This window comes from Candidatus Latescibacterota bacterium (assembly GCA_020633725.1).
Taxonomy (GTDB): domain Bacteria; phylum Krumholzibacteriota; class Krumholzibacteriia; order JACNKJ01; family JACNKJ01; genus VGXI01.
Genome location: JACKDC010000001.1, coordinates 718,350 through 734,240 on the forward strand (window position 1 = coordinate 718,350; position 15,891 = coordinate 734,240).

General features: G+C 72.2%; 13 protein-coding genes. 1 reads left to right on the forward strand and 12 read right to left on the reverse strand.

The window, feature by feature from the left end; translation table 11 throughout:
- Window positions 1–8 precede the first annotated feature (8 nt).
- The 5 genes from purH to H6693_03180 all read right to left on the reverse strand — a co-directional run bounded on the left by purH (window position 9) and on the right by H6693_03180 (window position 5,926).
- Window positions 9–1,526, reverse strand: coding sequence for a bifunctional phosphoribosylaminoimidazolecarboxamide formyltransferase/IMP cyclohydrolase (gene purH / locus H6693_03160; protein MCB9515168.1), 1,518 nt, complete (start codon window positions 1,524–1,526; stop codon window positions 9–11).
- Window positions 1,523–2,425 (reverse strand): phosphoribosylaminoimidazolesuccinocarboxamide synthase, encoded by a 903-nt coding sequence (locus H6693_03165; protein MCB9515169.1) that lies wholly within the window; start codon window positions 2,423–2,425, stop codon window positions 1,523–1,525. The genes purH and H6693_03165 overlap by 4 nt, the downstream gene beginning before the upstream one ends.
- Window positions 2,422–3,051, reverse strand: a complete 630-nt coding sequence (locus H6693_03170; GenBank protein MCB9515170.1) for a phosphoribosylglycinamide formyltransferase — start codon at window positions 3,049–3,051, stop codon at window positions 2,422–2,424. The genes H6693_03165 and H6693_03170 overlap by 4 nt, the downstream gene beginning before the upstream one ends.
- A 94-nt stretch (window positions 3,052–3,145) precedes the next feature.
- Window positions 3,146–4,555 carry a ComEC/Rec2 family competence protein gene (locus tag H6693_03175; protein ID MCB9515171.1) on the reverse strand — a complete coding sequence of 470 codons (1,410 nt, stop codon included), beginning with the start codon at window positions 4,553–4,555 and terminating at the stop codon, window positions 3,146–3,148.
- 48 nt (window positions 4,556–4,603) lie between these two features.
- Window positions 4,604–5,926 (reverse strand): GGDEF domain-containing protein, encoded by a 1,323-nt coding sequence (locus tag H6693_03180; GenBank protein ID MCB9515172.1) that lies wholly within the window; start codon window positions 5,924–5,926, stop codon window positions 4,604–4,606.
- A 259-nt stretch (window positions 5,927–6,185) separates the two neighbouring features.
- On the opposite strand from H6693_03180, the gene H6693_03185 reads away from it, so the two are divergent.
- A complete protein-coding gene (locus tag H6693_03185) occupies window positions 6,186–8,084 on the forward strand; it encodes a LysM peptidoglycan-binding domain-containing protein (protein ID MCB9515173.1) in 1,899 nt (632 codons plus the stop codon).
- Here the strand turns inward: H6693_03185 and H6693_03190 are convergent.
- From H6693_03190 to H6693_03220, 7 genes are all read right to left on the reverse strand, one after another.
- On the reverse strand, window positions 8,081–9,367 hold the full coding sequence (locus tag H6693_03190; GenBank protein MCB9515174.1) for a glucose-1-phosphate adenylyltransferase: 1,287 nt from the start codon (window positions 9,365–9,367) through the stop codon (window positions 8,081–8,083). The two genes, H6693_03185 and H6693_03190, sit on opposite strands and share 4 nt — an antisense overlap.
- Window positions 9,364–10,533, reverse strand: a complete 1,170-nt coding sequence (gene glgD / locus H6693_03195) for a glucose-1-phosphate adenylyltransferase subunit GlgD (protein MCB9515175.1) — start codon at window positions 10,531–10,533, stop codon at window positions 9,364–9,366. The genes H6693_03190 and glgD overlap by 4 nt, the downstream gene beginning before the upstream one ends.
- Before the next feature lie 43 nt (window positions 10,534–10,576).
- The gene (locus H6693_03200) at window positions 10,577–11,626 is read right to left on the reverse strand and encodes a hypothetical protein (GenBank protein MCB9515176.1); all 1,050 of its coding nucleotides are present in this window, start codon (window positions 11,624–11,626) and stop codon (window positions 10,577–10,579) included.
- Window positions 11,627–11,743: 117 nt separating this feature from the next.
- Window positions 11,744–13,258, reverse strand: coding sequence for a sigma-54-dependent Fis family transcriptional regulator (locus H6693_03205; GenBank protein ID MCB9515177.1), 1,515 nt, complete (start codon window positions 13,256–13,258; stop codon window positions 11,744–11,746).
- Window positions 13,259–13,358: 100 nt separating this feature from the next.
- Entirely contained in the window at window positions 13,359–14,270 is a 912-nt protein-coding gene (locus tag H6693_03210) for an HDOD domain-containing protein (GenBank protein ID MCB9515178.1), read from the reverse strand.
- Window positions 14,271–14,712: 442 nt separating this feature from the next.
- Window positions 14,713–14,982: a hypothetical protein gene (locus H6693_03215; protein ID MCB9515179.1), complete on the reverse strand. Its 270-nt coding sequence runs from the start codon at window positions 14,980–14,982 to the stop codon at window positions 14,713–14,715.
- A 16-nt stretch (window positions 14,983–14,998) separates the two neighbouring features.
- Complete coding sequence (locus tag H6693_03220) at window positions 14,999–15,814, reverse strand: FliA/WhiG family RNA polymerase sigma factor (GenBank protein MCB9515180.1); 816 nt, start codon at window positions 15,812–15,814, stop codon at window positions 14,999–15,001.
- Window positions 15,815–15,891: the final 77 nt, after the last annotated feature.

Below are 15,891 nucleotides of genomic sequence, written 5' to 3' on the forward strand. Positions count from 1 at the left end.
CCGCGCCGCTAGTGCCGGAAGTGACGCCGGCCGGTGAGCATGACGGTGACCCCGAGGGCGTCCGCCCGCGCGAGCACCTCCTCGTCGCGGATCGAACCGCCGGGCTCGACGACGGCGCGAACGCCCGCCGCGGCCAGGATCTCCAGCCCGTCGGGGAAGGGGAAGAACGCGTCCGAGGCGGCCACGGCCCCGGCGGGATCGTGTCCGAGTTCGCGCGCCTTGTCCACGGCGATGCGGCAGGAGTCCACCCGGCTGGTCTGACCCGCGCCGGCGCCGAGCAGCTTGTCGCCCTTCCACACCACGATGGCGTTGCTCTTCACGTGCTTCACCGCGCGCCAGGCGCGTTCCAGCTCGGCGAGCGTCGCGGCGTCCGGCGCCGGGCCGGCGCCGTGCTTCCACTCGGCGGTCGGGGCGAAGTCCATGTCCTCGTCCTGCACCAGGAGCAGCGGCCCCACCGACCGCAGTCGCCGGGGCGCGCGCCAGTGGGCCAGGTTCCGCAGCTCGAGCACGCGCAGCTTCTCCTTCTTCGCGAGCTTCGCCTTGGCCTCGTCGCTGTAGCCCGGCGCGACGAGCACCTCGACGAACTTCTTGGCCAGGAAGGAGGCCACGGCCGCGTCCGCGGGATGGCTCAGCGCGATCACCGAGCCGAAGGCGCTCACCGGGTCCGAGCTCCACGCGGCCGCGAGCGCCGCGGCGCTGTCGTCGCCGTAGCCGATGCCGCAGGGGTTGCCGTGCTTGATCACGGCCGCCGCGGGACCGGGCAGGTCGGCGACGAGATCCAGCGCCGCGCCCAGGTCCAGCAGGTTGTTGTAGGACAGCTCGGCGCCCCCCAGCTGCGTGTAGGGCGCGCTCGGCGCGAGCCAGGGGTGCAGCGCCGCGCGCTGGTGCGGATTCTCGCCGTAGCGCAGCGTGGCGAGCGGCGCTTCGAGGCCCGGCCCCGGCGTCGCCTCGGGGACGTCGAACCAGGCCGCGATCTCGCGGTCGTAGTCGCGCGTGTGGGCGAAGGCCGCGCCGGCCAGCCGCCGCCGCAGCTCCGGCCCCACGTCGCCGTCGCCGGCCTGCATCGCGGCCATGAACTCGGCGTACTGGGACGGCGCGCAGAGCACCGCCACCCGGCGCAGGTTCTTCGCGGCCGCGCGCAGCAGGCTGGGCCCGCCGATGTCGATGGACTCGATCACCTCGGCCTCGCCGCGGCCCGAGGCGGCCGTCTCGCGGAAGCGGTAGAGGTTCACCACCACCAGATCGATGAGCGGGAAGTCCAGGCGCGAGAGGTCCTCGGCGTGGAGTTCCGGATCGGCGAGGATGCCGCCGAAGGTCTTGGGGTGCAGGGTCTTGACGCGGCCGTCCAGGCACTCCGGGCTGCCGGTGAAGGCGGCCAGCTCCACGGTTTCCACCCCCGCCGCCTCGAGATGCCGCCGCGTTCCCCCGCTGGCGATGAGCTCGACGCTGTGCCCTCGCAGAAAAGTGGCCAGCTCCGTGAGTCCCGACTTGTCCGTGACGCTGAGCAGCGCGCGTCTGATCTTCATCGCAGGCCGCCGCCGGGCGCGAAGAGGATGTCGCGGATCTCCGCGTAGCGCGCGCCGATGCGCGCGATGAGGTCCTGCGGCAGCGGCGGCGGGTCGCCCGCGCGGCCCCAGCCCACGTCATCCAGGTGCTTGCGCAGGATCTGCTTGTCGAAGGAGTCGGGCGTCGCGCCCGGCGCCCAGACGCGGCGGTCCCAGAAGCGGGAACTGTCGGGCGTGAAGACCTCGTCGATGAGCACGAGCTCGTCGCCGAGGCGGCCGAACTCCAGCTTCGTGTCCGCGATGATGATGCCGCGCTCGGCGGCGTAGTCCCGCGCGAAGGCGTAGAGCGCGAGGCTCGTCGCCTCGAGGCGCGCGAGCCAGTCCTCGCCCACGATGGCCGCGGCGCCGGCGGCGTCGACGTTCTCGTCGTGCCCCTCCTCCGCCTTGGTGGCCGGCGTGAAGATCGGCGGATCGAGCTTGTCCGCCTCGCGCATGCCGGCCGGCAGCGCGATGCCGCAGACGGCGCCGCTCGCGCGGTAGTCCTTCCAGCCGCTGCCCACCAGATAGCCGCGCACGACGCACTCCAGGTCGAAGCGGTCCGTCTTGCGCACCAGCATGCTGCGCCCCGCCAGCTCCTCGCGCCGGTAGGGCGCGGGGAAGTCCTTCCAGTCGGCGCTGAGCAGGTGATGCTTCACGAGGCCCGCCGCCTCGATGCGCCTGAACCATTCCACCGAGATCGTGGTCAGCATGGCGCCCTTGCCCGGCACGGGCTCGCCCATGATGACGTCGTAGGCGCTGATGCGATCCGTGGCGACGATGAGCAGCTCCTCGCCGAGATCGAAGAGGTCGCGCACCTTGCCGCGGTAGCTGGGGGTCAGGCCCAGATCCTGGCTGGAGACCAGGGCTGTGCTCGCGTTCATGATCGGCCCTCCGGGCTGGGGGTGAAGACGAGGCGGCGCCCGTCGCGGCGCCAGCCGCCGGCCAGCAGACGCTCGAGCGCCTCGGCGTAGAGCGCGTGTTCGGCCTCGAGGATGCGCGCGGCCAGCGCGTCCGCGCTGCCCACCCCCTCCGTCGACACCGCGCGCTGGGCCACGATGGGCCCCGTGTCCACGCCGGCGTCCACGAGGTGCACCGTGCAGCCGCTCACGCGCACGCCGTGCTCCCAGGCCTGGCGCTGGGCGTCGAGGCCGGGAAAGGACGGCAGCAGCGAGGGATGGATGTTCACCACGCGGTCGCGGTAGGCGTCCAGCAGCGCCGGACCCAGGATGCGCATGAAGCCGGCGAGGCAGATCCACTCCGCCCCGGCGCGGCGGCACGCGGCGAGGCAGGCGGCCTCCCAGTCGGCGTCCAGCGGGCCGCGGCGGCCGGCCGGCTTCAGGGTCACGGCCTCGATGCCGAAGCGCGCCGCGACGTCCAGGGCGCCGGCGTCCTCCCGGTCGCTGAGCAGCAGGGCGATGCGCGCCGGAACGCGCCCCTCCCGCGCGGCCGCGGCGAGAGCCTCGAAGTTGGAGCCGCGACCGGACGCGAAAACGGCGATTCGGGTCATCCCTGCACTGCTCGGATTCCGACGTGGGTGAGGCCACGGCTGTGGCGACGGCGGTGACGGGCGCATCCTAGTCAGGGGTCGCCGGGGTGTCAAGTCACGCTCCGCCAACGAGCAAGACGAGCAGCGGCAGTCCCATCAGCAGGGCCGGCCAGCGCCGTCGGCCGCCCGCGAGCAGCGTGCGGAAGCCCAGACTCCAGGCGATCCAGACCCAGGGACTCGCGACCCGTCCGTGCAGGCAGACGGCCAGCGGCCCCCCCGCGGTGAAGGCCAGCGCGGCCAGCAGGCGCAGCGCCAGCGCGCCGGGCGCCGCGGCGATGGCATCCACGCCCGGCAGCGCGGCGAAGGGCAGCGCGAGCCAACCCAGCCCCAGCGACAGCGCGCAGAGCGGCCCCGCCGCCAGGTTCCACAGCGGGCCGAGCAGCGCCAGGCGCCCGAAGCTCGCCTCGCCCCCGCCGATGAGGACGGGCAGGCCCGCCGCGGTGCAGAGCAGGCTGGCGAGCAGGCCCTGCGCCAGCGACCAGCGCAGCCGCGGCCAGAAGGCCTGCGGCGGCGCGACGCGGCGCGCCCAGGCGATCAGCGCCAGCGTCGCCAGGTAGCTGAGCTGGAAGCCGGGCGACAGCAGGGTGGCCGGCCGGCGCATGAATTCGACGAGCGCGGCCAGGGCCAGCGCCTCGCGGGCGCGGGGACGTCCGCCGCGGCGGCGCCAGACGAGCACGTAGGCGGCCATCGCCAGCGCGCGCAGGACCGACGCCGAGCCGCCCCAGAGCAGAAGCAGCAGCGGCAGCGCCAGCAGGAGGACGCGCTCCGCGCCCGCCGCGCCGCCGCCGGGCAGGACGCCGATCAGGCGCCGCGCGAGCAGCAGGAAGAGCCCGGCGTGAAGCCCGCTGAGGGCGAGCACATGGGCGAGGCCGGCGTCGCGGAAGCGTCGCCAGGTGGACGCGGGGAGGCCGCGCCGCTCCCCCAGGAGCAGGGCCCTGGCCAGCGGCGCCTCGCGCGCGGGAAAGCCCCGCGTGAGTCGACGGGCGAGGCGTCCGCGCACGCCCGGCCCGGCGGCGCGGCTCGCGCGCGCGGCGGGGCTCTCGCGCCGCGAGGCGGTCCACTCGCGCACGCGCAGTTCGGCCTCCCCGCCCGCCGTCGGCAGGAGCAGTCCGCGGCCGCGCCAGCGCGCGCCGTCCGCGGGCAGGCGGCCGTCCACGTCGAGGAGCAGGCGCAGCGGCAGCTCGGGGCGGGCGCGCAGCCGTCCCTCCACGCGTTCGCCGCGCAGGTCGACGGCCGCGTCCCAGCGGCCCGCGACGTCCACCTCGCCCTGCGCCGGCGCCCCAGGCAGCCGCAGCAGGACCAGCGCGACGCCGAGGGCGCGCAGCGTCCAGCCCAGGCGCCCGCGCTTCGGGGGCAGGCCGGACGGCAGCAGCAGCAGTGGCCAGTAGAGGGGCAGCGCCGCGCGCGCGGCGGTCAGACGCAGGGGCAGGCCCAGCAGCACGCCGAGGAGCAGAGGCCAGAACACGGAGGCGCTCCCGTCGGCGCGGTGTCGAGGGAGGGAAACCGGGCGGAATCAGACGCCGGGGGGACCGGCGAAGCTGACGCGATTCTTGCCGTCGCGCTTGCTGCGGTAGCAGGCGGCGTCGGCCTCGCGGAAGAGCGCGTCGGGGTCCGCGCCGTCGCGGGGGTAGAGCGCGCCGCCGATGCTCACCGTGACGCCGAGCGGGCTGTCGCTGCCGCGCAGCTCCACCCGGTGCTCGGCCACGGCCAGGCGCAGACGTTCGGCCGCGCGCAGGGCCGAGTCCTCGTCGAGGCGGGGCAGCAGCACGACGAACTCCTCGCCGCCGAAGCGGAAGACCTGGTCGACGCGCCGCATCGTGTCACGGACGAGCATGCCGAGGCTGCGCAGGACACGGTCGCCGGCCTCGTGGCCGAAGGTGTCGTTGATGCGCTTGAAGTCGTCGAGGTCCACCACCAGGACCGCGAGGGTCTCGTCGTTGCGGCGCGCGCGCTCCACCTCCACCGGCAGCTGCAGGTCGAGAAAGCTGCGGTTGAAGACCTGGGTCAGGCCGTCGACGTAGACCACGTCCGACAGCACCCGGTGGTTGTGCACCAGCTCCGACAGCGCCTCGCCCAGCAGGCCGAGCTCGGCGTCGAGGCTGTCGTCGTCCAGCGCGGGCGGCAGCCGCAGCTCGAGCAGGCCCCAGGGGCTCGCGTCCGCGTCGTCGGCGGGCAGCCGCAGTGGCAGCAGGAGCCAGCGCGCGTCCGCGCCGGCGCGCGGCGGGTACCAGCCCGACGCGGCGGCCGCCTGCGGATCCAGCCGGCTCACGCCCCGCGTGGCGAGCGCCTGGCGGTAGGGATGTCCCGGCGCGAGCGTGTCCGGCTCGAGCGAACGCAGTCCCGCGAGCGTGTCGCCTTGGGCCAGCGTTTCGAAGTGGTAGAGGCAGTGCCCGCTGCCGGGATACCAGCGGTCCAGCGCGGCCAGGAGGCGGCCCACCCCGGCCAGGATGCCGGGCTGCCGCCCCTGCAGCCGCAGGACCGCGAGGACCTCCCGCAGGCGATCGAAGCGGACGCCCCCCTCCACCGGCACGGGCGGCGTCGATGGCGTGGTCGCCGGCGGCGACGCCTCCGGGGCGACCGGTTCACGTGGAACCGCGAGCGGGCACAGACGGTAGGTCTCGCGGGTCGCCGGATTCCCGTAGTGGCCCGGGCGGCCGCGCCGGTAGACTCCCCGGCTGGCCAGGGCCTCGGCCAGCTCCACGGCGAGACGCCGCTCCGCGTCGGTGCCACCGGCGCGCAGCACGGCGTCAAGCCGGCTCCGCTCGGACGGCGCGAGCGCGTCACGCGGGAGCAGGTGCTGGAGGAAGTAGCGGCTGGTCCTCTGCTGTCGGTTCATGTTGCAAACCCGAGACCCGCGGTCCGAGGGCGGCATGGGGTGTCTAACATCTGCGATGACAAGCGCCTAATGACTGCATTTCAAGTATATACTACGGCCCCGGGGGCAGGTCAACCGACCTCTGCCCGCGGGGCGAGATCTTCGTTGCCAGATCCGCAGCCCAGACCTAGACTGCGCCACCCGGCAGGCATTCCCCTTGCAAATCCGCGGCGGGCATCCCGGTGCCCACGTCCAGCAACCCGGACGCCAGGAGGTCCCCGTGTCAGCCTCGCCTCGCATCCTCCCACTGCTGCTGCTGTTCGCCCTGGGCGTCGGCGCCTGCGCCAGGCATGAGCAGGTGCCCCCGCCGTCCACGGAGGTGGACGACGAGGCGCCCGGCCTGGTCACGGCGGCGACGGACAGCGTCACGAGTCCCGGCCTGACGGCCGACAGCGGCACCCTGGAGGAGCAGCCGGCGGAGTGGTCGCTGCGCGACCGCGCCCTGGCCTTCAAGCCCGACCTGCAGGCGCTGCAGGGCGACTACGACGAGGCCGTCCACTACATCGCCCAGGGGGATCTCCTCAGCGCGCAGGAGATGATCGACCACGCCGTCCTCACCCTGGCGGACGCCCAGAGCGACAGCGCCCTGACCGCCGGCGGCCTGGCGCGGCTCTATCTCACCAGCCTGCAGAACCGACTGGACCGGCTGCAGGAGATCCTCGACGAGGAATCGCTCATGCACTTCGCGGCGCCGCTCGAGGTGGCCGACGACTCGCTCGTCGCCCTCTGGTACGGCGGCCTACCCGACATGCCCTCCCGCCCGCTGCGGCTGGAGCGCAACGCCCGCGTGGACAAGTGGGTGGATTACTTCACCGGCAATGGCCGCAAGGTCTTCCAGGAGTGGCTGAACCGGGGCGAGGCCTACCGGGACGTCATCGAGAGCGCGCTCGAGCGCTACGAGCTGCCGCCCGAGCTCTACTACCTGGCCATGATCGAGAGCGGCTTCAAGCCCACGGCCCGCAGCTCGGCCGGCGCCGTGGGGCCGTGGCAGTTCATCCGCGGCACGGCGCGCCGCTACGGCCTCAGCGTGGACTACTGGGTGGATGAGCGCCGCGACGTCGTGCGCTCCACCGAGGCCGCCTGCCAGTACCTCTCCCACCTCTATGGCATCTTCCAGGACTGGAATCTCGCCATGGCGGCCTACAACACCGGCGAGTTCCGGGTGCAGGCGTCCGTCCGGCGCGCCGGCAGCCGCGACTTCTGGCAGCTGCGCCTGCCGCGGCAGACCCAGGACTACGTCCCCAAGATGATGGCCGCCGCCTGGGTGGGCGCGCACCTGGACGAGCACGGCTTCGCCGTCCAGCCCGAGAGCCCCTTCACCTACGAGGAACTGGAGATCGACGAGGCGGTGGACCTGGCGCTCATCGCCAAGAAGGGCGGCTTCCGCAAGGCCGAGCTGGAGCGGCTCAACCCGCACCTGCTGCGCTGGTGCACGCCGCCGGACCGCCCCGCCTACGCCGTACACGTGCCGCCGGGTCGCAGCGGCAGCCTGCGCACCGCGCTCGCGCAGCTGAGCAACGACGAGCGCGTCAGCTTCGCGCGCCACCGCGTCCGCAAGGGCGAGACGCTCTACGAGATCGCCAAGGGCTACGGCACCACGGTGCAGGCCATCATCGATCGCAACGGCATCCGGAATCCGCGCTCGCTGCGCGCCGGCTCCGTGCTGACGATCCCCACGCATCCGGACCGGGGCTGGCAGGAGCCCACGTCCAATGGCGTGGCCGCCTCGGCGGCCAAGGTGCTGCCGCCCCTCGACGTGCCCGGCGGGCAGTCCAAGAGCTTCTACACGGTGCGCAAGGGCGACAACCTGTCGGCCATCTCCCGCCGGCTCGACGTGCCGGTGCGCAATCTCCAGCGCTGGAACGGGCTCGGCCGCAGTTCGCGGATCTATCCCAACCAGGTGCTGCAGTACCTCAGCAGCGGCGGCGACGGGGAGACGGCCTCGACCGCCGCGGCCAACGTGCGCCGCGTGCACGTGGTCACCCAGGGCGAGAGCCTCTACTCCATCAGCCGTCGCTACGGGACCACGGTGCAGGCCCTGCTGGGATGGAATCGCGAGATCACGCAGGAGACGGTGCTGCACCCGGGCGATCGCCTGGTGCTCTACACGGACAGCTAGGCGAGGCAGCTCTCCCCGTCGGGAACGCGGTGATCCGGGAAGCGCTCCTCCGGGGGCGCCTGCTCGGCCGAGAGCGCCCAGCGGACGTTGCGTCCCAGGGACCAGCCCGGCGGCACCACGCTGTCCTTCGCCAGGATGCTGAGGCCCGAGCGCAGAACGGCAGGGCGCTCGTGGTTCGGATCGCCGGCGCCGGCGGCGCCGATCCGGCTGCCCGCGCCCAGCAGCACGCGCTTGTCGAGGATGCAGCGCTCGACGTGGCAGCCCTCGCCCACCACCGTGTCCTCCATCACGATCGCGTCGCGCACCAGCGCTCCGGCCGCCACCTGCACGCCGGGGCCCAGGATGCTGGATTCCACGCGCCCCTGGATGCGACAGCCGTCGCTCACCAGCGAGTCGGCGACGCGGGCGCCGTCGCCCAGCTGCATCGGCGCGCGCGGCGGCGTGCGCGTGAGGACGGGCCAGTCGGGGTCGTCGAGCGCGAAGGTGGGCTTCGCGCCCAGCAGATCGCGGTGGGCCTGCACGTAGCTGTCGAGGGTCCCCACGTCGAGCCAGTAGCCCTCGAAGGGAAAGAGCGTCACGTCGCCACCGCTCACCCAGTCGGGCACGAGGTCGCGGCCGAAGTCCAGCGACGGCTCCTGCGGCCCACGCCGCGTCAGCGCGTCCAGCAGGAACTGCCGGCGGATGACGTAGATCCCCATGCTGGCCAGGTTGCTGCGCGGCTCCGGCGGCTTCTCGACGAAGGCGGTGACCTGGCCGGCCGCGTCCGTCTCGAAGAGCCCGAAGTGATGCGCCTGCGCCCAGTCCACCGGCCGGACGGCCACGGTCACCTGGCTCATCGACGCCTCGTGCTGCGCCACCAGCTCGCGATAGTCCATGCGGTAGATGTGGTCGCCGCTCAGGATGAGGAAGTGATCCGCGCGCGACTCCTCGAGGATGTGCAGGTTCTCGTAGAGCGCGTTGGCCGTGCCGCCATACCAGTTCGAGCGCTCGAGGCCGCGGAAGGGATGCAGGTACTGCAGACCGCTGGTCATGCGGTCGAGATCCCAGGCGCGGCCAAAGCCCACGTGGTCCTCGAGGCTGCGCGGCAGGTACTGCGTGAGGATCGACACCTCGCTCATGCCCGAGTGGAAGCAGTTGGACAGGACGAAGTCGATGATGCGGAAGTTGCCGCCGAAGGGCACGGCGGGCTTGGCCCGCAGCGTCGTGAGCAGGTCCAGACGTTCGCCGCGGCCGCCGGCGAGCACCAGCACCGCGACGCTGCCGTAGGGACGCATGGGCTTCATCGCTCACCTCCGCGCGCGAGCACGGCGCCGGGTTCGCAGGCGTCGGCGCCCGCCGGCACGGCGCTGCCCTTGGGCAGGACGATCAGCGCGTCGCGCCCCACCACCCGCGCGTTCTCGCCCACCTGGACGTCCTTGTCGAGGATCGCGCGATGCACGCGCGCGCCCGCCGCCACGCGGCAGCCGGAGAAGAGCACGGCGCCCTCCACCACGGCCCCGGCCTCGATGGTGACGCGCGGAAAGATCACCGAGTCGTGCACCGCCCCCGCGATGCGGCCGCCCGCGCCCACCACGCAGCGCTCGACGCTGGAGTCGCCGGCGAACCACGTGGGGCTCTCGCTCTCCATCCGCGTGTAGATGGGCCAGGCGGGGTCGTCCAGCACCAGCGGCGGCGCCGCGTCCACCAGCAGCAGGTTCGCGCGGTAGTAGGCCTCGAGGTCGCCGACGTCTTCCCAGTAGCCGTCGAAGCGGTAGGTCGCCACCTGCTCCCGGTTCACGGTGGGGATCACGACTTCGCTGACGAGGTCCGTGCCGTCGCCCGCGGCCGCGGCGCGCAGGGCCGTGACCAGGTAGTCGCGCTCGAACAGGTAGATCCCCAGGCTCGCGTCCGTGCCGAAGGGCGCGCCGGGCTTCTCGCGGAAGGCGACCACCTGACCGCGCGCGTCGACGTCCACCAGCCCGAAGCGATGCTCGTCCCCGGGGCGCTGCAGGCGCGTGGCCAGGGTCATCGTGGCGCCGGTGACGATGTGCCGGTGGAAGAGCTCGCGGTAGTCCATCTTGTAGATGTGGTCGCCGCTCAGGATCAGCACGTAGCGGCTCGTGCTCTTGCGGATGATGTCCAGGTTCTGCAGCAGCGCGTCGGCCGTGCCCCGATACCACGACGTGTGATGCGCGCCCGAGTAGGGCATGAGCACGCGCACGCCGCCGGTCATGCTGCGGTCCAGGTCCCAGGGCCGGCCGAGGCGGATGTGCCGCCGAAGGCTGCGCGGATTGTACTGCGTGAGGATGTAGAGGTTGCGCAGGCCGGAGTTGACGCAGTTGCTCAGCGGAAAGTCGATGAGGCGATAGCGGCCGCCGAAGGGCACGGCCGTCTTCGCGCGGTGCCGCGCCAGCACGCCAAGGGCGTCCGGGGCGCCGCCGGCGAGGATCATGGTCAGGACGTTGTCCATCTCTCCACTGTCGTATCGGGTGACGCGGCCCGCCGCCGCGCGACTAGAAGCGCGTGGACAACCCGAGGCGATGACTGCCGTCGAAGACCTCGTGGCTGCCGAAACCGTAGTCCAGGGACAGGTCGTCGAAAACGTTCCAGGGCAGGATCCCGTCGCGGCCCGCCAGGCGCAGGCCGCCGCCGGCCGTCCAGTTGTCGCGGTCCAGGCCCAGGCGCAGGGCGACGGTCCCCAGCAGCCAGAGCTCGCCGCCGAGGTGCGGATCCACGCTCGCGAAGCTGCTGCTCCAGGTGGCGGCGTCGCCGTACTCCTCGAAGCGGATCTCGAGGTCGCCGGCCAGCAGCACGCTGGCGTTGAGGCTCCCCAGCGCGTGCCGCCAGGCGAGGCCCGGGCGCAGCGACGGCGCCACGAACTCGGACACGCCCGTATTCCAGGCGACGTAGGTGCCCGTGATGTCCTGGATCTTCAGACCCGCGCGCAGGCCGTGGCCCAGCGGCGGGCTGAGCACGCCGGCGTCGAGGCCGAAGCCGAAGCTGTTGAAGCTGCCCACGGACTGGTAGATGATCTTGATCCCGCCGCCGATCGACCAGCCGCCCGCCTGGGTGGCGTAGATCCCGAGGATCCCCCACTCCTGGTCGCTCTCCTTGCTGAAGTAGCTGGGATCGATGCTGTCGGGCAGTTCCTCGGGGCCGTCGAACTCGCCGTTCCCGTTGAGATCGTTGAAGGGGTGGTCGTTGGTGAAGGTGATGTTGTCCACCCCCAGCCGCAGCACCGAGATCCCGAGGCTCGCCTGCCGGCCGTAGAGATTGACCGCCCGGTGGTAGCCGGCGTTGTCCACCTGCACCAGGCCGCCGAAGCGCTCCGAGTGCATCAGGCTCAGGCTGTTCCCGCCCATGGCGGCCAGGGCGCCGGGATTGAAGAAGAGGGCGTTGTTGTCCTCGCCCACGGCCGTGAAGGCCCCGCCCATGGCCAGGGGCCGCGCCCCGGTGCCCACGGTGAGGAAATCGGCCGTGTACTTGGTGGCGTGAGCAGTCGCCGGGAGAATCAGCAGGGCGGCGCACAGCAGGAGCATCCAGCGCGAGAGCTGCGTGTTCATGGTTTCACCGCGTCGGTTGAGGGGTTGGCTCTGTTCCCGGCAGGGGTGGCAGGGGTCATGGCCTGAATGATAGAGGAGGCAAGCCGTTGATGCCAGCGAAAATCCGGGCCCGGGGAGCTAGCCGAGCCCATACTCGCGGAGCTTGCGGTAGAGCGTCCGCTCGCTGATGCCGAGCTGGCGCGCCGTGCGGCGCCGGTGGCCGTGGTTGTCGGCCAGGGCCTGCTCGACGAGGCGGCGCTCCATGGCCTCGAGGCTGCCCCCCTCGGCCCGGCTCAGGTCCCGGCCGGGCCCGAAGGCCCGTCCCTCGTGCTCGATGCTGAACTCCTCGTCCTGGAGCTGCTGCTCGAAGCGGCGGAGGATGCCCAGCGCCTCGCCCACGTCCTCGCGCAGGGCGAGCAGGGTCCGGTAGAGCAGCTCGCGCTCGGCCTCCTCGGGCCGGAGGCTGAGCGGCACCGGCAGGTTCGAGGCCGGCCCCTCCGAAACCCGCACGAAGTCCACGGGCAGGTTCTCCAGGCCGAGGCGGCTGCCGGTGGCCAGCACGGCCATGCGCTGCACCGTGTTGCGCAGCTCGCGGATGTTCCCGAGCCACGGCGCCGCGGCGAGCACCTCCATCAGCGACGGATCCACGCTGAAGAGCGGCGTGCCCTCCTTGGCGTGCAGTTCGCGCAGGAAGTGCTCCACGAGCAGGGGGATGTCCTCCGGGCGCTCGCGCAGCGGCGGGACGCGGATCTCCATCACCTTGATGCGGTGCAGCAGGTCGCGGCGGAAGCGCCCCTCGCGCACCTCGAGGTCGAGGTCGCGGTTGGTGGCCGCGAGCAGGCGGACGTCGGCGCTCTGGGTGCGCACGCCCCCCACGCGGATGAACTCGCCCGTCTCCAGCACGCGCAGCAGACGGATCTGGATCTGGGGGCTGAGCTCGCCGATCTCGTCGAGGAAGAGCGTGCCGCCATCCGCGCGCTCGAAGTGCCCCGGGTGCGCGGACGTCGCCCCGGTGAAGGCGCCCTTCTCGTGGCCGAAGAGCTCGCTCTCCAGCGTGCCCTCGGGCATGGCGCCGCAGTTGAGCGCCAGGAAGGGAGCCTTCGCGCGGCGGCTGGTCTGGTGCAGGCTCTGGGCGATGAGCTCCTTGCCCGTGCCGCTCTCACCGGTGATGAGCACGCTGATGTCCGTGGGCGCGATGTGCAGGATCATCTCGAGGATCTGCTCGAGCGCCTCGCTCTTGCCCACCAGCTTGCTGTCGCGGCGGAAGCGCCCCAGGCGCACGCGCCGTTCGAGCAGGAGGCGCAGGTCGCCGTCGGGCAGGGGCAGGTCGATGAAGAGGTCCACCCCGGCCAGGCGCTCGGCCCCCCGGACGCGGTCGCTGCGGGGGCTCTCCAGGAGGATCAGCTCCAGGTGGCGGAAGCGGCGGCGGAGCTTGCGGAGCAGGCCGAGGATGCTGCCGTCCTCGCTGCGCCGGTCCACCAGCAGGATCAGGGGGTCGTAGGCGTCGAGGGCGCCGTAGGCGGCCTGCAGGGACGGGAAGGCGAAGACCGGAGCGCCCGCCACGGGGCCCCAGGCCTCCACGGTGGCCACGAAACCCCGTTCGGCGCTGACGACGAAGAGGCCATCGGCCTGCACGGCGTCCGATGCGGGCATACTTAGCTCTTTGCTAGACAGGGATTTGGACGACAGACTGCCAACTTGGCACCAGTATGCGATGCAGCGCGGAGTCTGTCAACCGCCATTGCCGGCGGCGCTAGGCGTCCGCCGGCTGCTCGGCCGCCTCGTCCTCGGCGCCCTCGCCCTCGCGCCGCGTGCGGCCCAGCTCCGGCACGCCGAAGGTGGCGCGCTCCTTGGCCATCAGCTCGCGGGTGGTGGCGAGCAGTTCGAGCAGCGCGTCCTCGCCCAGGCCCAGGCGCTGGGCGCAGCTCAGGGTGCCCAGCTCCAGGTCGGGCTCCTTGCGGAAGCCCCACTCGGCCTTCCAGGCCATGGCGTTGCCCAGCCGGACCAGGTCCGTGAGGACGTCGCCGTCCGTGTCGTCGTGGTGCTCGCGGATCGCCGCCACGGCGCGCTCGTGCAGGTTCCAGCGCTCGGCCAGGGCCGCGCCCACCTCGGCGTGGTCCACGTCGTAGCGCTCGATCTCGAGCCCGCCGAAGGGCTGGTACTCGGAGTAGATGCGCTGCACGATCTCGTGGTAGCCCTGCGGATCGCTCTGCAGGAGGATGAGCTTGCCGATGTCGTGCACCAGCGTGGTGACGAAGGCCTCCTCGCTCAGCGCGGGATGCACCTTCACGGCCACGGTCTTGGCCGCCATCGCGGCGCCCACCGAGTGCTCCCAGAGCATGGACTCCAGCAGGTCGCCGCGCTTGCCCTTGCCCTTGAACAGATTCTGGATCGCCTCGGCCAGGACCAGGCTGCGGATGTGGTTGAAGCCAAGCATCACGATGGCTTCCTTCAGGGTCTTGACCTTGCGCGGCAGCGAGTAGAGCGCGCTGTTGGCCACCTTGAGGATGCGCATCGCCAGCACCTGATCGCTGTCGATGACCACCTGCAACTGGCGGGCGCTGGTCTCGGGATTGCCCACGAGCTCCAGGATCTTCGAGGCCACGTGGGGCATGGTGGGCAGCTTGCCCACCTTGGCCATCAGCTTGTCGAGTGTGTCAACCACGGCTTGCTGCTCTCCTGGCGCGTACCCTGGCCTCCAAGCGATCGATCCGCCGGCTCAGCGCGGCGGGGCATGGAGTGCCAGGCTCCCTCGATTCATGTGTCGCCGGCGTCCGGGCCGACGTTTCAGCTATCGGCAGTCTCGTTCCCGAACTTGACCCCGCACTGCCCATCGCTCCCGCGCCGGCGTAGGCGGCCTCGGCCCGCGCCCGCAGAGGCGCCGGCGTGGCCGGCTGAGGCTCCCCGAGCGCGGGGTCGCCGGCGGCCGTCCGGAGGGGGCTTGTCGTCCTGCGCCGCAGGAGCCGGAGGGCGAGCAGGAGGCCCACCCCCACCAGCGCCGCGCCGAGCGCCAGCGGCAGGCTGCCGGCGCTCCAGAGTTCCGTGAGGGTGGCACTCGCCGCCATCGCCGTCATTTGGGGCTCCTCCGTTTCGCGCTCCGCGAGCGCTCAGGCTCGCTCGTCCAGCAGACGCCCGCGGTCCGGGTCCACCGCCCCCGTCGCGGGCTCTTCGGCGGCGCCGCCGCGTCCGTGGCCCGCGGGCTCCTCGGACTCGACGGACGGGTCGGCGGTCTGTCGCTCACGCTCTGCAGGCTGTCGCTCTCGCTCCAGCACATCGCGAAAGCCGTCCTTTCGCGTGTGGCCGGGCTGGCTGCGCGTGCCGCGGTCCACCGGCTGCGGCACCTTTGCGGGTCCCTCGATGCGGCGCAGGTCCTCCATGGCCGCCTCCCGTGCGTCAGCGTTGCGCCGCCGCCTCCTTGCGCCGTCCCGTCCGGCGCAGCGGCAGCGGGTTCTCGCGGGTCTTGCCCCGCACCCTGAGGCGCAGACGGCCCACGGCCTTGCCGTGGATCTGGCAGACCCGGCTCTCGCTGACCCCCAGCACCTCGCCGATTTCGGCCAGGGTCAGCTCCTCGAAGTAGTAGAGGGTCAGGACGAGCCGCTCCTTCTCGTCCAGCTGCTCCAGCGTCTCCATGACGATGGCGCGCAGCTCCTTGTCGGCCAGGCGATCGTGCGCGCTCTGGACGCGCAGGTCGGAGAGGATCTCCCGCACGGACGCGTAGGTGCCGTCCTTGCCCACGCGCAGCTCCTCCTCGATGGAGAGCAGGCTGGACTGCGAGACCTCGCCGGCCAGGCGGTAGAAGTCCTCCAGATCGAGGCGCATGTGCTTGGCCAGTTCCACGTCCTTGGGACTCCGGCCCAGCTTGGCCTCGAGCTCCTGGACGGCCAGATCGATCCGCTTCGCCTTGCGGCGCACGGAGCGCGGGAACCAGTCCTGGTTGCGCAACTCGTCGAGCATCGCGCCGCGAATCCGTGGGATGGAGTAGGTCTCGAACTTGACCTCCTTGGCGGGGTCGAAGGCCTCCACGGCCTTCATCAGACCGATCATCCCCGCGCCCACGAGATCGTCGATGTCCACCGAATCCGGCAGGCCCGCCGCCAGCCGCCCCGCCACATACTTGACCAGGCCAAGGTAGTGGACGATGAGCGCCTCGCGGTCGCGCGGCGCGCGCTCGCGGTGGTACGCCTCCCATAACGTCAGCGTCGTTTCCAACTTAGGCGTGTCCTTCCCCATGGTTGCTCATGCACTCCCGCCATTGACCCTAGACGCCGACGCTACCTTGCAGCATC

What these genes read in the sequence shown, in the direction of transcription:
- purH (MCB9515168.1), bottom strand. Translation starts at nt 1,526, where the DNA reads ATGAAGATCAGACGCGCGCTGCTCAGCGTCACGGACAAGTCGGGACTC.
- H6693_03165 (MCB9515169.1), bottom strand. Translation starts at nt 2,425, where the DNA reads ATGAACGCGAGCACAGCCCTGGTCTCCAGCCAGGATCTGGGCCTGACC.
- H6693_03170 (MCB9515170.1), bottom strand. Translation starts at nt 3,051, where the DNA reads ATGACCCGAATCGCCGTTTTCGCGTCCGGTCGCGGCTCCAACTTCGAG.
- H6693_03180 (MCB9515172.1), bottom strand. Translation starts at nt 5,926, where the DNA reads ATGAACCGACAGCAGAGGACCAGCCGCTACTTCCTCCAGCACCTGCTC.
- H6693_03190 (MCB9515174.1), bottom strand. Translation starts at nt 9,367, where the DNA reads ATGAAGCCCATGCGTCCCTACGGCAGCGTCGCGGTGCTGGTGCTCGCC.
- glgD (MCB9515175.1), bottom strand. Translation starts at nt 10,533, where the DNA reads ATGGACAACGTCCTGACCATGATCCTCGCCGGCGGCGCCCCGGACGCC.
- H6693_03200 (MCB9515176.1), bottom strand. Translation starts at nt 11,626, where the DNA reads ATGAACACGCAGCTCTCGCGCTGGATGCTCCTGCTGTGCGCCGCCCTG.
- H6693_03205 (MCB9515177.1), bottom strand. Translation starts at nt 13,258, where the DNA reads ATGCCCGCATCGGACGCCGTGCAGGCCGATGGCCTCTTCGTCGTCAGC.
- H6693_03215 (MCB9515179.1), bottom strand. Translation starts at nt 14,982, where the DNA reads ATGGAGGACCTGCGCCGCATCGAGGGACCCGCAAAGGTGCCGCAGCCG.